General features: G+C 68.9%; 16 protein-coding genes. 2 read left to right on the plus strand and 14 right to left on the minus strand.

The genetic code is table 11. The annotated features are described in order from the left end of the window. The first annotated feature begins 22 nt into the window (after positions 1 to 22). Entirely contained in the window at positions 23 to 778 is a 756-nt protein-coding gene (locus ABKA19_RS00205; protein WP_353687135.1) for a sulfite exporter TauE/SafE family protein, read from the plus strand. A gap of 88 nt (positions 779 to 866) precedes the next feature. On the opposite strand, the gene ABKA19_RS00210 is transcribed toward ABKA19_RS00205, so the two are convergent. The 13 genes from ABKA19_RS00210 to ABKA19_RS00270 all read right to left on the minus strand — a co-directional run bounded on the left by ABKA19_RS00210 (position 867) and on the right by ABKA19_RS00270 (position 11,283). Beyond that, positions 867 to 1,589, minus strand: coding sequence for a haloacid dehalogenase-like hydrolase (locus tag ABKA19_RS00210; protein ID WP_353687136.1), 723 nt, complete (start codon positions 1,587 to 1,589; stop codon positions 867 to 869). A 22-nt stretch (positions 1,590 to 1,611) separates the two neighbouring features. Then, complete coding sequence (trpC, locus tag ABKA19_RS00215; RefSeq protein WP_353687137.1) at positions 1,612 to 2,406, minus strand: indole-3-glycerol phosphate synthase TrpC; 795 nt, start codon at positions 2,404 to 2,406, stop codon at positions 1,612 to 1,614. A 93-nt stretch (positions 2,407 to 2,499) separates the two neighbouring features. After that, positions 2,500 to 2,841 carry an antibiotic biosynthesis monooxygenase family protein gene (locus ABKA19_RS00220; RefSeq protein ID WP_353687138.1) on the minus strand — a complete coding sequence of 114 codons (342 nt, stop codon included), beginning with the start codon at positions 2,839 to 2,841 and terminating at the stop codon, positions 2,500 to 2,502. Then, positions 2,838 to 3,884, minus strand: coding sequence for an anthranilate phosphoribosyltransferase (gene trpD, locus ABKA19_RS00225; RefSeq protein ID WP_353687139.1), 1,047 nt, complete (start codon positions 3,882 to 3,884; stop codon positions 2,838 to 2,840). Before trpD ends, ABKA19_RS00220 begins: the two co-directional genes overlap by 4 nt. A gap of 223 nt (positions 3,885 to 4,107) precedes the next feature. Then, positions 4,108 to 4,530, minus strand: a complete 423-nt coding sequence (locus tag ABKA19_RS00230; protein WP_162376969.1) for a F0F1 ATP synthase subunit epsilon — start codon at positions 4,528 to 4,530, stop codon at positions 4,108 to 4,110. 35 nt (positions 4,531 to 4,565) lie between these two features. After that, entirely contained in the window at positions 4,566 to 5,963 is a 1,398-nt protein-coding gene (atpD, locus tag ABKA19_RS00235; protein WP_353687140.1) for a F0F1 ATP synthase subunit beta, read from the minus strand. A 40-nt stretch (positions 5,964 to 6,003) separates the two neighbouring features. Next, positions 6,004 to 6,867, minus strand: a complete 864-nt coding sequence (gene atpG, locus ABKA19_RS00240) for a F0F1 ATP synthase subunit gamma (protein WP_353687141.1) — start codon at positions 6,865 to 6,867, stop codon at positions 6,004 to 6,006. 86 nt (positions 6,868 to 6,953) lie between these two features. Next, the gene (atpA, locus tag ABKA19_RS00245) at positions 6,954 to 8,501 is read right to left on the minus strand and encodes a F0F1 ATP synthase subunit alpha (protein WP_353687142.1); all 1,548 of its coding nucleotides are present in this window, start codon (positions 8,499 to 8,501) and stop codon (positions 6,954 to 6,956) included. Between the two features lie 68 nt (positions 8,502 to 8,569). After that, positions 8,570 to 9,097, minus strand: coding sequence for a F0F1 ATP synthase subunit delta (locus ABKA19_RS00250; RefSeq protein ID WP_353687143.1), 528 nt, complete (start codon positions 9,095 to 9,097; stop codon positions 8,570 to 8,572). Positions 9,098 to 9,109: 12 nt separating this feature from the next. Continuing rightward, the gene (locus tag ABKA19_RS00255; protein ID WP_162376964.1) at positions 9,110 to 9,580 is read right to left on the minus strand and encodes a F0F1 ATP synthase subunit B; all 471 of its coding nucleotides are present in this window, start codon (positions 9,578 to 9,580) and stop codon (positions 9,110 to 9,112) included. Positions 9,581 to 9,681: 101 nt separating this feature from the next. Further along, the gene (gene atpE, locus ABKA19_RS00260) at positions 9,682 to 9,972 is read right to left on the minus strand and encodes a F0F1 ATP synthase subunit C (RefSeq protein WP_162376963.1); all 291 of its coding nucleotides are present in this window, start codon (positions 9,970 to 9,972) and stop codon (positions 9,682 to 9,684) included. A 73-nt stretch (positions 9,973 to 10,045) separates the two neighbouring features. After that, positions 10,046 to 10,843: a F0F1 ATP synthase subunit A gene (atpB, locus tag ABKA19_RS00265; RefSeq protein WP_353687144.1), complete on the minus strand. Its 798-nt coding sequence runs from the start codon at positions 10,841 to 10,843 to the stop codon at positions 10,046 to 10,048. Between the two features lie 71 nt (positions 10,844 to 10,914). Further along, positions 10,915 to 11,283 (minus strand): hypothetical protein, encoded by a 369-nt coding sequence (locus tag ABKA19_RS00270; RefSeq protein WP_353687145.1) that lies wholly within the window; start codon positions 11,281 to 11,283, stop codon positions 10,915 to 10,917. A 344-nt stretch (positions 11,284 to 11,627) separates the two neighbouring features. Between ABKA19_RS00270 and ABKA19_RS00275 the strand changes: the two genes are divergently transcribed. After that, positions 11,628 to 12,473, plus strand: a complete 846-nt coding sequence (locus tag ABKA19_RS00275; RefSeq protein WP_353687146.1) for a hypothetical protein — start codon at positions 11,628 to 11,630, stop codon at positions 12,471 to 12,473. Between the two features lie 117 nt (positions 12,474 to 12,590). Here the strand turns inward: ABKA19_RS00275 and lpdA are convergent, their stop codons facing one another. Next, positions 12,591 to 14,744 (minus strand): dihydrolipoyl dehydrogenase, encoded by a 2,154-nt coding sequence (lpdA, locus tag ABKA19_RS00280; protein WP_353687147.1) that lies wholly within the window; start codon positions 14,742 to 14,744, stop codon positions 12,591 to 12,593. Between the last annotated feature and the right edge of the window lies 1 nt (position 14,745).

Consider the following 14,745-nt stretch of genomic DNA (forward strand, 5'->3'; position numbering starts at 1 on the left):
CTGCTGAACCGGCACGCCGCTGATGGAATTCGGCGAAACCTTCTTCTGGTTCGTACTCATCGGCCTGGCCGCGCAGCTGGTCGACGGGGCGCTCGGCATGGCCTATGGCCTGGTGTCCTCGTCGGTGCTGCTGGGCATGGGCCTGCCGCCGGCCCAGGTCAGCGCCAGCATCCACGCCGCCGAGGTCTTCACCACCGGCGCCTCGGGCGCCTCGCACATCGCGCTGGGCAATGTCGACCGGCGGCTGTTCCTGCGCCTGGCCATTCCGGGCGTCGTCGGCGGGGTCATCGGCGCCTACGTCCTGACCCAGCTGCCCGGCGACCTGATCCGGCCGTTCGTCTACCTCTACCTGCTGGTGCTGGCGGTCCTGATCCTGGTCCGCGCCAGCGGCCGGATGGTGCCGCGCCGGGAAGTGCGCCGGGTGCCGGTGCTGGGCTTCTTCGCCGGCCTGCTCGACGCCAGCGGCGGCGGCGGCTGGGGCCCGCTGGCCACCTCCACCCTGCTGGCCGGGGGCGGCCAGGCCCGCACCGTGATCGGCTCGGTCAACGCGGCCGAGTTCGTGGTCACCCTGGCGGTGTCGATCACCTTCTTCCTGTCGATCGGCATCGAACACCTGCAGATCGTGCTCGGCCTGCTGGTAGGCGGAATGATCGCCGCGCCGGTGGCCGCGCTGCTGGTCAGTCGGGTGCGCGAAAAGTGGGTGCTGGTGGCGGTAGGTCTGCTGGTGCTGTGCATCAGCCTGTACCAGATCGGCCACGCACTGGCCCGATTCCTGTAGGAGCCGATCCTTATCGGCGACCGGTGTGCGCGGATGGCGAGGACGTCTTCCGCGCCGAGCGGCTCGGGTCGCCGATAAGGATCGGCTCCTACAGCACCGGGTCGCCGGCGCGGTCCTGGCAACCCCAGTTGAGGATCGGCGTCCCCGGGGGCAGCACGCGCCGGAAGAATTCGACACGGCTGGGCTTGGGGTTGACCACTACTGGTTCGCGTGCGGCCAGCAGCAAGGGCAGGTCGGCCGAGGAATCGGAGTACGCCATGCCGATGCCGGTGTAGCCGCGCTCGCGCAGCATCCGCACCTTTTCCTCGTTGTGGCAATGGCGGGTGGCGACCACCGCGCCCAGGCGCGGCCCGACCACGGTCCCGACCACGGGCACGTCCTCGTGGGCCACGAACGACAGGATGGCCCGCGCCAGTTCCGGCGGCGCGCCGGTGGCCACGACCACGCGGTCGCCTTGGGCCCGGTGCCGCGCGAACACCTCCAGCGCCACCGGCAGCAGCCGAGCGGCGATCTGCTCGCGGTGCCTGGCCACGTAGCGGTCGATCACCCGGTCGAAGTCGCGTGCCGCGTGCAATCCGAAGCTGCCGATCCACGCGTAGCCGGAAATGCCCCAGCGCCGGGTCGGCAGGAAGGCGACCATCGGCCCGAGCACGGGGGTGGCCAGCAACGCGGCCAGGACCCGCAGCGGGTTGCGCCGGATCAGCCAGGCGAACAGGTGGCTGCCCGAATCGCCGTCGTACAGGGTGTGGTCGAAGTCGAACACCACCAGCGGCGCATCCTCGCGCGGCGGCGGATAGGTGGTGCGGGTCATGCGCGCCGTCCCATCGAATGGCTCAGCGGTCGAAGAACAGCTGCCGCAGCGCCTCGCCCGGCTCCTCGGCACGCATGAACGTCTCGCCGACCAGGAAGGCATGCACGCCGGCCGCGCGCATCCGCGCCACGTCGTCGTGGACCAGGATGCCGCTCTCGGTGACCAGCAGGCGATCGCGGGGCACCGCGGCCTTCATCTCCAGGGTCACGTCGAGCGAGACCTCGAAGGTGCGCAGGTTGCGGTTGTTGATCCCCACCAGCGGCACCGGCACCTGGATCGCGCGCTCGAGCTCGTCGATGTCGTGGACCTCGACCAGCACGTCCATGCCCAGTTCCAGCGCCAGCCCGGACAGGTCGGCCAGCTGCATGTCGTCGAGCGCGGCGACGATCAGCAGGATGCAGTCGGCGCCGAGCGCGCGGGCCTCGTGCACCTGGTACGGGTCGATGGTGAAATCCTTGCGGAGGACCGGCAGCGTGCAGGCCGCGCGGGCCTGCTGCAGGTACTCGTCGGAGCCCTGGAAGAAGTCGACGTCGGTCAACACCGACAGGCAGGAGGCGCCGCCGAACTCGTAGCCCACCGCGATCTCGGCCGGGCGGAAGTCCGGCCGGATCACGCCCTTGGACGGGCTGGCCTTCTTCACCTCGGCGATGACCGCCGGGTCACCGAGGGCGATCGTCGACTGCAGCGCCGCGGCGAAACCACGGACCGGACCGGCATCGCGCGCCCGCGCGACCACCTCGGCCAGCGGCGCGCGCGCGCTGCGCTCGGCGATTTCTTCGGCCTTGCGGGCGAGGATGGTCTGGAGGATGTCGCTCATCGGCTATCGCGGTCCGGCACGCGGCGGACGGGCATTCTCGCACGAGCTGGACGGCCCACGGATGCCGGGGATGGCCGCTCCAGCGCGGCCGGGTCAGCCGGCATCGAAGTCCGCAGCGCGCTCCACCCTGGCCACCCGCAGCGCGTAGCGGGCGTACCAGTGCTGGCGCCCGTGCCGGCGGATCTCGGCGTGCTCGGCATGCAGCCGCCACGCGCGGATGGCCGCCTCGCTTTCCCAGTAGGACACGGTGATGCCGAATCCCCCGGCCTCGCGCGCGGACTCCGCGCCGAGGAAGCCGGGCTGGACGGCGGCCAGCGCCATCATCCGCTCCGCCGCGGCGGCGTAGCCGGCCGGGTCTTCGCCGTTGCGCAGGGAACTGAAGACGACCGCGTAGTACGGAGGCTCGGGCAGGCGCGCGAAACCGGCGTCGCTCACGGCACCGTCGCCTGTGCGGCCAGGGTGCGGGTGGTTTCCACGTAGCGCGCCAGCGCCTGCCGCGCGCTGCCGTCGTCGATGGTACGGCGCGCGCGCACGATGCCATCGGCGATGTCCACCGCCACCCCGGCCACGTAAAGCGCGGCGGCGGCGTTGAGCACCACGATCTCGCGCGCCGGACCCGGCGCGCCATCGAGCACGCCGAGCAGCATGCCGCGCGATTCGGCCGCGTCGGCGACCTTGAGGTTGCGGCTGGCCGACATGGCGATGCCGAAATCCTCCGGGTGGATCTCGTATTCGCGCACCACCCCGTCGCGCAGCTCGCCGACCATGGTCGCCGCGCCCAGCGAGATCTCGTCCATGCCATCGCGACCCCAGACCACCAGCGCCCGTTCGGCGCCCAGTTCCTGCAGCACGCGCGCCTGGATGCCGACCAGGTCGGGATGGAACACGCCCATCAGTATGTTCGGCGCGCCGGCCGGGTTGGTCAGCGGCCCGAGGATGTTGAAGATGGTGCGCACGCCCATCTCGCGCCGCACCGGGGCGACCACCTTCATCGCCGGGTGGTGGATCGGCGCGAACATGAAGCCGATGCCGCAGCGCCCGATCGACTGCGCCACCTGTTCCGGCTGCAGCTCGATCGTCGCGCCCAGCGCCTCGAGCACGTCGGCGCTTCCGGACTTGGACGAGACGCTGCGGTTGCCGTGCTTGGCCACCCGCGCACCGGCGGCGGCGGCCACGAACATCGAGCAGGTGGAGATGTTGAAGGTGTGCGAGCCGTCGCCCCCGGTGCCGACGATGTCGACCAGGTGGCCGCGGTCGGCCACCTCCACCGTGCGAGAGAACTCGCGCATCACCTGCGCGGCGCCGGCGATCTCGCCGACCGTCTCCTTCTTCACCCGCAGGCCGGTGAGGATCGCCGCCGCCATCACCGGCGAGACATCGCCGCGCATGATCTGCCGCATCAGCCCGACCATCTCGTCGTGGAAGATCTCGCGGTGCTCGATCGTGCGCTGCAGGGCTTCCTGGGGGGTGATGGTCATGGGCATGCAGGGATCCGGGGAACCCTGCGAGTCTAGCGCGCCGGGAACAGGACGGATCGCCGTGGAGCGGGGCTTGCCCCGCTGCCCTTGCCCGGTGATCGAGAGGCAGCGGGGCAAGCCCCGCTCCACGCGAACGCGCGGCGCCGGCAGCTCCGGGAACGAAAAACGCCGGCATCGGCCGGCGTCGTTCGTTGCGCAGTCCGGCGAACCGGACCAGGCGCGGTCAGTGCTTGAGGTTGCGGCGCAGGCGCTCCAGCGCCTGCAGCTGGGCGGTGACTTCGGCCAGGCGCTGCTGCGCCTCGGCCACTTCCATCGCCTCGCTGCGGTTGGCCAGCACGCGCTCGGCCTCTTCCTTGGCCTTGCGCACGGCGGCCTCGTCGATGTCCTCGGCGCGGATCGCGGTGTCGGCCAGCACGGTGACCACCTGCGGCTGCACCTCGAGGATGCCGCCGGAGATGGCGAAATCCAGGTGCGAGCCGTCGGCCAGGGTGACCACGACCTTGCCAGGCTTCAGGCGGGTGATCAGCGGCGCGTGGCGCGGCGCGATGCCCAGCTCGCCCAGCTCGCCGGTGGCGACGACCAGGGTGGCCTCACCGTGGAAGATCTCCTGCTCGGCGCTGACGATGTCGCAACGGATGGTGCTCATGGGGCCTCGCTGTGCTCAGTTCCGGAAGATCGCGATCAGGCGATCTTCTTGGCCTTCTCGACGGCTTCGTCGATGGTGCCGACCATGTAGAACGCCTGCTCCGGCAGGTGGTCGTACTCGCCGTCGACGATGCCCTTGAAGCCGCGGATGGTGTCCTTCAGCGAGACGTACTTGCCCGGCGAGCCGGTGAAGACCTCGGCCACGTGGAACGGCTGGCTGAAGAAGCGCTCGATCTTGCGCGCGCGCGAGACGGCCAGCTTGTCCTCTTCCGACAGCTCGTCCATGCCCAGGATCGCGATGATGTCCTTCAGCTCCTTGTACTTCTGGAGCGTGGACTGCACGCGGCGCGCGGTGTCGTAGTGCTCGTGGCCGATCACGTTCGGGTCCAGCTGGCGGCTGGTCGAATCCAGCGGGTCGACCGCCGGGTAGATGCCCAGCGAGGCGATGTTGCGCGACAGCACGACGGTGGCATCGAGGTGGGCGAAGGTGGTCGCCGGCGACGGGTCGGTCAGGTCGTCCGCGGGCACGTAGACGGCCTGGATCGAGGTGATCGAGCCGGTCTTGGTCGAGGTGATGCGCTCCTGCAGCACGCCCATCTCTTCGGCCAGGGTCGGCTGGTAGCCCACCGCCGACGGCATGCGGCCCAGCAGCGCCGACACTTCGGTACCGGCCAGGGTATAGCGGTAGATATTGTCGACGAACAGCAGGACGTCCTTGCCCTTGCCCGAGGCGTCCTTCTCGTCGCGGAAGTACTCGGCCATGGTCAGGCCGGTCAGCGCGACGCGCAGGCGGTTGCCCGGCGGCTCGTTCATCTGGCCGTAGACCATCGCCACCTTGTCGAGGACGTTGGAGTCCTTCATCTCGTGGTAGAAGTCGTTGCCCTCGCGGGTACGCTCGCCCACGCCGGCGAACACGGACAGGCCGCTGTGCGCCTTGGCGATGTTGTTGATCAGCTCCATCATGTTGACGGTCTTGCCGACGCCGGCGCCGCCGAACAGGCCGACCTTGCCGCCCTTGGCGAACGGGCACATCAGGTCGATGACCTTGATGCCGGTCTCCAGCAGCTCGTTGCCCGAGGACTGGTCCTCGTACGACGGCGCGCTGCGGTGGATCTCCCAGTGGTCCGAAGCCTGCACGTCGCCGGCCTCGTCGATCGGGCGGCCGAGCACGTCCATGATCCGGCCCAGGGTGCCGGCGCCGACCGGCACCGAGATCGCCTTGCCGGTGTTGGTCGCGACCAGGTTGCGCTTGAGGCCGTCAGTCGAACCCAGCGCGATGGTGCGGACCACGCCGTCGCCCAGCTGCTGCTGGACCTCGAGGGTGATGGCGGTGTTCTCGACCTTAAGCGCGTCGTACACCTTCGGCACTTCGGCGCGCGGGAACTCGACGTCGACGACGGCGCCGATGATCTGAACGATCTTGCCCTGACTCATTGCTGCATTCCTCTAGATGAATTCTGTATGGCGTCGCGGCTCAGACCGCAGCGGCGCCGCCCACGATTTCGGAGATTTCCTGCGTGATCGCCGCCTGGCGGGCCTTGTTGTAGACCAGGTTCAGGGTGCCGATCAGCTTGGTCGCGTTGTCGCTGGCCGACTTCATCGCGACCATGCGCGCGGCATGCTCGGACGCCACGTTCTCCAGCACGGCCTGGTACACCAGCGACTCGATGTAGCGGGTGATCACGTGGTCCAGCACCGTGGCCGCATCCGGCTCGTAGATGTAGTCCCAGTCGTGGTTCGGCACGCCGGCAGGCGCCGCCGGCAGCGGCAGCAGCTGGTCGAACGTGGCCTTCTGGCTCATCGTGTTGACGAAGTGGTTGTAGACCACGAAAACGCGGTCGACCTTGCCCTCGGTGTACGCGTCGAGCATGACCTTGATCACACCGACCAGGTCGTCCAGGTGCGGCACGTCGCCCAGGTGGGAGACGCTGCCGACCATGTTCACCTTGATGCGGCGGAAGAAGGCCTGCGCCTTCTGGCCGATGGTGACCATGTCGACCTCGACGCCCTGCTCGTTGAACTGGCGCACGTCGCCCAGCAACTTGCGGAACAGGTTGTTGTTCAGGCCGCCGGCCAGGCCGCGGTCGGAAGAGACCACGATGTAGCCGACCCGCTTGACCTCGTTGCGCTCGACCAGGAACGGATGCTGGTAATCGGTATTGGCCTGGGCCAGGTGGCCGATCACCTGCTTCATCGCCTGCGCGTAGGGACGCGAGGTGCGCATGCGCTCCTGCGCCTTGCGGATCTTGGAGGCCGAGACCATTTCCAGCGCGCGCGTCACCTTGCGGGTGTTCTGCACGCTCTTGATCTTGGTTTTGATTTCGCGTCCGCCAGCCATCTCTTCTTCCCGTGTGGCAGGCCGCCTGGCCCGCCGTTGGACTTGGTTCCGTCACCGCGCGGGCCGTGGCCCGCCGATGTCGCGGCTTACCAGGTGCCGGTCTGCTTGAACTCGGCGATGCCCTTCTTGAACGCCGCCTCGATCTCGTCGTTCCAGCCACCGGTGCTGTTGATCTGGTCGACCAGCGCGCCGGCGGTGTTGGCGAAGTGGGCGTGCAGGCCCTCCTCGAACGCGCCGATCTTGGCCACCGGCACGTCGTCCAGGTAGCCCTCGTTGACCGCGTAGATCGACAGCGCCTGGTTGGCGATGGACATCGGCTGGTACTGCTTCTGCTTCATCAGCTCGGTCACGCGCTGGCCGCGCTCGAGCTGCTTGCGGGTGGCTTCGTCCAGGTCCGAGGCGAACTGCGCGAAGGCCGCCAGCTCGCGGTACTGCGCCAGCGAGATGCGGATTCCGCCCGACAGCTTCTTGATGATCTTGGTCTGGGCGGCGCCGCCGACGCGCGACACCGAGATGCCGGCGTTCACCGCCGGGCGGATGCCGGCGTTGAACAGGTCGGTTTCCAGGAAGATCTGGCCGTCGGTGATCGAGATCACGTTGGTCGGCACGAACGCCGACACGTCGCCGGCCTGGGTCTCGATGATCGGCAGCGCGGTCAGCGAGCCGGTCTTGCCCTTCACTTCGCCCTTGGTGAACTGCTCGACGTACTCCTCCGAGACGCGCGCGGCGCGCTCCAGCAGGCGCGAGTGCAGGTAGAACACGTCGCCCGGGTAGGCTTCGCGGCCCGGCGGGCGGCGCAGCAGCAGCGAGATCTGGCGGTAGGCCACGGCCTGCTTGGACAGGTCGTCGTAGACGATCAGCGCGTCTTCGCCGCGGTCCATGAAGTACTCGCCCATGGTGCAGCCGGAGTAGGCGCTGATGTACTGCATCGCGGCCGACTCGGAGGCGGTGGCGGCCACGACGATCGTGTGGGCCAGGGCGCCGTTCTCTTCCAGCTTGCGCACGATGTTGGCGACGGTCGAGGCCTTCTGGCCGATCGCCACGTACACGCACTTGATGCCGGTGTTCTTCTGGTTGATCACCGCGTCGATCGCCAGCGCGGTCTTGCCGGTCTGGCGGTCGCCGATGATCAGCTCGCGCTGGCCGCGGCCGATCGGGATCATCGCGTCGACGGTCTTGTAGCCGGTCTGGACCGGCTGGTCGACCGACTTGCGCCAGATCACGCCCGGGGCGACGCGCTCGACCGGGGCGGTCTGCGCCGCGCCGATCGGGCCCTTGCCGTCGATCGGCTCGCCCAGCGCGTTGACGACGCGGCCCAGCAGTTCGCGGCCGACCGGCACTTCCAGGATGCGGCCGGTGGTCTTGGCCACGTCGCCTTCGCGCAGGTGCTCGTAGTCGCCCAGGACCACGGCGCCGACCGAGTCGCGCTCCAGGTTCAGCGCCAGGGCGAAGGTGTTGCCCGGCAGCTCGATCATTTCGCCCTGCATCACGTCGGCCAGGCCGAAGATGCGCACGATGCCGTCGGACACCGAGGTCACGGTGCCTTCGTTGCGGGCTTCAGCCGACAGCTTGACCTGCTCGATGCGGGTCTTGATGAGGTCGCTGATTTCGGAGGGGTTGAGCGTGGTAGCCATTTGGATTCCTTGGAGTCGCGGCCGGGGCTTGGCGACCTGAAAAGTGAACTGTCTGGTGCAGCGTCCGGTCAGCCCGCCAGCGCCGTCTGCAGGCGCGCGAGCTTGCCCTTGAGCGAGCCGTCGATCACCACGTCGCCGGCGTCGATGACCGCGCCGCCGATCAGGCTGGCATCGACCGCCGACTCCAGCTCGACCTCGCGGCCGAAGCGGCGCTGGAGTGCGTCGCGCAGCTTGTCCAGCTCCTGTGCCGACAGCTCGGCGGCGGAGGTGACGGTGGCCCGCACCACGCGCTGGTCTTCGGCGCGCAGCTGCTCGAAGAGGCCTGCGACCTCGGCCAGCAGCGGCAGCCGCCCGGCGTCGGCGAGCAGGCCCAGGAAGCGGGTGAACGCCGCCTCGGCGCCCTGCGGCGCCAGCAGCGCGACCGCCTGGTCGCGCTGCAGCTCCGGGTTGAGCAGCAGGCCGGCCACGCGCGGATCGGCGGCGACCTGGGCGGCGAAGCCCAGCGCCTGCGACCACGCGTCCACGCGAGCTTCGTCGCGGGCGGCCGCATAGGCGGCACGTGCGTAGGGACGGGCGAGGGTGAGGGCCTGGCTCATGTCAGCTCCCGATCAGAGCTGCGCGGCCAGATCGTCGATCAACGCCTTGTGGGCGTTGGCGTCGATCTCGCGGCGGAGCAGCTTTTCGGCGCCGTTCACGGCCAGCACGGACACCTGCTTGCGCAGGTCCTCGCGGGCGCGGTTGGCGGACGCGTCGATCTCGGCCTGGGCGATGGCCTTCTGGCGGCCGGCCTCGGCGAGCGCTTCCTCGCGCGCGGCGTCCACGATCTGGTTGGCGCGCGCGTGGGCCTGGTCGATGATCTCGTTGGCCTTGACGCGGGCTTCCTTCAGCAGCTCGTTGACCTTGTCCTGCGCCTGCGCCAGGTCCTTCTGGCTGCGGTCGGCCGCGGCCAGGCCCTCGGCGATCTTCTGCTGGCGCTCCTCGATGGCCTTGAGCAGCGGCGGCCAGATCTTGGTGGCGATCAGCCAGATCAGCGCGGCGAAGGCCAGCGCCTGGGCGAAAAGGGTCAGATTGATGCTCATTGGTGCGCTCTGCCTGTGGTGACGGGGCCGACGGCTGTGCCGGCCGGCCCCTGCATCCTGTCAGCGCCCGTGCGGATGCGCGGGCGCCACCCGACGCTCGATCAGCCGCCCAGCTGGGCCAGGAACGGCGCGACGAACGGCGAGGCGAAGGCGAACAGCAGGCCGACGGCGACCGAGATGATGAACGCGGCGTCGATCAGGCCGGCGGTGATGAACATGCGGACCTGCAGGACCGGGATCAGCTCCGGCTGGCGCGCGGCCGACTCCAGGAACTTGCCGGCCATGATGGCCAGACCCAGGCCGGCGCCCAGCGCGGCCAGGCCGATCATGATGCCGATGGCCAGAACGGTCGAAGCCTGGACGGAAGCGAGGGCGGTCAGTGCGATTTCCATGGTTTTCTCCGGAGCGGATTGCTTTAAGTGAAGCGGTGAAGGGAAAGGTGAAGCGTGAAATCGGGAAGTAACGTCAGTGGCTGTCTTCGGACAGGCTCAGGTACACGATCGACAGCATCATGAAGATGAACGCCTGCAGCGGGATCACCAGCAGGTGGAAGATCATCCAGCCGAAGCCGAACGCCGCGCCGGCGAACATGCCGGCGATGCCGGCGCCGCCGAGCACCCAGATCAGCAGGAACACGATCTCGCCGCCGAACATGTTGCCGAACAGTCGCATCGCCAGCGAAATCGGCTTGCTCAGCCACTCGACGATGTTGAGGATGAGGTTGAACGGCATCATCCACTTGCCGAACGGCGCGGTCAGGAATTCCAGGGTGAAGTGCCCCAGGCCCTTGGCGCGCAGCGCGAAGAAGATCATCAGGAAGAACACGCTGATCGACATGCCCAGCGTTGCGTTCACGTCGGCGGTCGGCACCGGCTTCCAGTAGTGCACGCCGACCCAGCCCAGCGGGATCGCGAAGAAGTCCGCCGGGATCATCTTTAGCAGGTTCATCAGCAGGATCCAGAAGAACAGGGTGATCGCGATAGGCGTCACCAGCTTGCTGGTCCCGTGGTAGGTGTCGCGCGCCTGGCGGTCGACGAACTCCAGGCAGATCTCGACGAAGGCCTGCCACTTGCCCGGCACGCCCGCGGTGGCCTTGCGGGTGGCCAGCCAGAAGATGAACACCATGAACAGGCCCATCGCCACCGCCGTCACGAAGGTGTCCACGTGCAGCGTCCAGAAGCTCCCCTCGCCCAGGTGCGCGACCTGGTTCTGCAGGTGGTGCTGGATGTAGCTGGTTGGGGTCAGTTCCGCCTCAGCCGCCATGGGTCCCGTTTTCCTGTTCTAACCGCTTGAATTGAGATGGTTCGGATGCGCTTGCCGGTACCGCACTTCGGTCAGCGGGCCAGTGCCAGGGCCAGGACCTGCGCCGCCAGCACCGTCACCGCCGCGGCCAGCATCGGCAGCGGGGGCAGCCCCAGGGCGATAACGCCCAGCGCCAGCGCCGCGACCAGGACCAGCCACTTGGCCAGCACCCCCGCCACCAGCCTGGCCAGCGCCGGGAGCGCCGCGTCCACGCCGCCTCCCAGCGCGATCCGGGCCGAAAACCAACCGGCCAGGACCACCGCCCCGCCGCCCACCAGCGCCGCCGCCGACCAGTGCAGGCCCTTCCAGAGGCAGGCCAGCGCGACCAGGAGCGTCGCCCCCACCTGCCAGGCAATCGCGCGACCGGCCTGTCGCCGGCCTGCGGCAACGGAGTTCAGCACGTGATGATTACCTGCGGGAGTAAGCGGAAGGCAGGCATGAAACGCGCCCTGCCGAGCCGCAAAAGTATAGCAGCGGGACATTTTCGGGGACAACCGGCGAAGGTTGGGGCGGGCGTATGGAACTTCCCCCGCCCTGTGCCGGTCGGTTCCTGTGCCGTGGCGGAGAACCTCGTCGGTCCAGCGCGGCACCCAAGCCCCGGCCCCCACCGGGGCTTTCTATTGGACGGCGTTGGCGCGCGTTGGAGTGTTGATCAACGACTTTCACGTCGTATCGATGCGCGCATCACGGCCTGTGGACCGCCCGGCCTGAATAGTCGGAGCCCCCCGCGCCCCGAGAGCCACCCATGACCCATGCCCCCCGCCGCCGCTCCTTCTTCCCGGTCCTGCTCGCCGCCGCACCTGCGCTGTCGCTGGCCAGCATCGCCGCGCACGCCCAGGACCAGGAGGCCGACCGCTTCACCCTGCGGGTCGGCGCGATGAGCGCGTCCGCCGACAGCACGCTGTCGGCCGAGACCACGTTCATGGACGAACGCTACCGCTTCTCGGAGAACGTGGATTTCGGCAGCGACGAGTGGGTGCCGCGGATCGACGGCGTGTTCCGCTTCGGCGACCGCCACCGCCTGGTGTTCGACTACTTCAACTACGACAAGAAGCGGCGCGAGTCGCTGGACGAGGACGTCTCGTTCGACGACATCACCATCCCGGCCGGCAGCTTCGCCCGTGCCGAACTCGACTTCCAGCTGGCCAGCCTGCTCTACGACTACGCAGTGGTGGAGAACGAGGACTTCAGCCTGGGCCTGCAGATTGGCGCCGAATGGGCCAAGGCCGAGGCCAGCCTGCTGGCCGAGGCCGGCGACGAGCGCTGGAGCGACCGCGCCAGTGAGGACGGCTATGCACCGGTGGTCGGCGTTCGCTTCACCGCGCGCCCGGGCGATCGCTGGCTGCTCAACCTGCAGGGCCAGTACCTGGACGCCGGCTGGGGCGACTTCGGCGACTACGACGGCAGCATCAGCCGCATCAACGCGGTCGCCGAGTACCGCTTCACCGACAACTTCGGCCTGTTCGGCGGCTACGAGTGGTACCGGCTGGACGTCAAGCGCGACGTGCGCGGCGATTTCATCGAGGACGGCATCGTCGGCTGGGACCAGCGGTTCAAGGGCCCGGTCGTGGGCGTGACGCTGGCGTTCTGACGCCCAGGGACGCGCGCCATGGATTGCGATGGCGCGATCCATGGCGCTACACGCGGCGAAAAGTAGAAAGCCCCGGCCAGGCCGGGGCTTTCGCTTTCCGCTCGAGGCGACGCGCCGTTATTTCTTCTTCGGGATGTAGAGGTCGGTGATCGTGCCCTCGTACACCTCGGCCGCCATCGCCACCGTCTCGCCCAGGGTCGGGTGTGGGTGGATGGTCGCGCCGATGTCGCCGGCCTCGGCGCCCATCTCGATCGCCAGCGCCAGCTCGGAGATCAGGTCGCCGGCGTGCACGCCGGTGATGCCGGCGCCGATGATGCGATGGGTGTGCTCGTCGAAGATCAGCTTGGTGAAGCCCTCGCCGCGGCCGATGCCGACCGCGCGCGCCGACGCCACCCAGGGGAACTTGCCCACGCCGACCTTCAGCCCCTTGGCCTTGGCCTCGGTCTCGGTGACACCGACCCAGGCGATCTCCGGATCGGTGTAGGCCACCGACGGGATCACCCGCGCCACCCATTCCTTCTTCTCGCCGGCGGCCACTTCGGCGGCCAGCTTGCCCTCGTGGGTGGCCTTGTGCGCCAGCATCGGCTGGCCCACCAGGTCGCCGATGGCGAAGATATGCGGCACGTTGGTGCGCATCTGCCGGTCGACCGGGATGAAGCCGCGGTCGGTGACCTGCACCCCGGCCTTGCCTGCGTCGAGCTTGCCGCCGTTGGGCGCGCGACCCACAGCGACCAGCACGCGGTCCCAGGTGCCCGATTCCAGCTCGGGCTTCTGGCCTTCGGTGGCGCTCTCGAACGAGACGGTGATGCCCTTCTTCGAGGCTTCGACCTTGGCCGCCTTGGTCTTCAGGTGCACGACCACGCCCTGCTTCTTCAGGCGGTCGGCCAGCGGCTTGACCATGTCCTTGTCGGCGCCGGGCATCAACTGGTCCATGAACTCGACCACGGTGACTTCGGCGCCCAGCGCGCGGTACACGGTGGCCATCTCCAGGCCGATGATGCCTCCGCCGACCACCAGCAGCGACTTCGGCACCTCGGCCAGCTGCAGCGCGTCGGTGGAATCCATCACCCGCGGGTCGTCCCACGGGAAGTTCGGCAGCTTCACCGCCTGCGACCCGGCGGCGATGATGCACTGCTCGAAGCGCAGCAGCTGGGTCTTGCCGTCGCTGCCGGCGATCTCGAGTTCGTTCGGCGAGACGAACTTCGCCACGCCCTGCACGGTGCGCACCTTGCGCTGCCTGGCCATGCCGGCCAGGCCCTTGGTGAACTGGCCGACGACCTTGTCCTGCTTGAAGCCGCGCAGCTTGTCGAGGTCGATCTTCGGCTTGCCGAAGCTGATGCCGATGTCGTCCGAATGCGACGCTTCCTCGATCAACGCGGCCGCATGCAGCAGCGCCTTGGACGGGATGCAGCCGACGTTGAGGCAGACGCCACCCAGGGTGTCGTAGCGCTCGACCAGCACCGTATCCAGGCCCAGGTCGGCGGCGCGGAACGCGGCGGTGTAGCCGCCGGGACCCGACCCGATAACCACGATCCGGCATTCGATGTCGGCCGGCTTGCCGGTGCCCAGCGCCGGCTTGGGCGCCGGCGGTTCGGCCGGTGCGCGATGCGACGGCGCGACCGGCGGCTTGCTGCCCGGCGCGGCGGCCGCGGGAGCGCCGCCAGCCGATTCGAGCACCGCGACCACGTCGCCCTGCGACAGCGCGTCGCCGAGCTTGACCTTCAGTTCCTTGACCACGCCATCGGCGGTGGACGGCACTTCCAGCGTGGCCTTGTCCGACTCCAGCGTGACCAGGCCCTGGTCCTTCTTGACCGTGTCGCCGACCTTGACCAGCACCTCGATCACCGGCACGCCGCTGTAGTCGCCGATGTCGGGCACCTTGACCTCGACCGGGCCGGACGAAGCGGCGGCAGCCGGTGCAGCGGCTGCAGGCGCAGCGGGAGCCGATGCGGGAGCCGCAGCCGGGGCAGGCGCGCTCGCCGCAGCAGCCGGGGCCGCAGCCTTGGCTGCAGCAGGCGCCGCCGCGGCACCCGCGGCTTCCAGCACGACCACCACGCCGCCTTCCGACAGCCGGTCGCCGACCTTGACCTTGATTTCCCTGACCACGCCATCGGCCGACGACGGTACTTCCAGCGTCGCCTTGTCCGATTCCAGCGTGACCAGGCCCTGGTCCTTCTTCACCGAGTCGCCGACGGCGACCAGCACCTCGATCACCGGGACATCGCTGTAGTCGCCGATGTCCGGAACCTTCACCTCGATCGTGTTCGCCATG

This window comes from Pseudoxanthomonas sp. Soil82, assembly GCF_040446535.1.
Lineage (GTDB): Bacteria > Pseudomonadota > Gammaproteobacteria > Xanthomonadales > Xanthomonadaceae > Pseudoxanthomonas > Pseudoxanthomonas kaohsiungensis.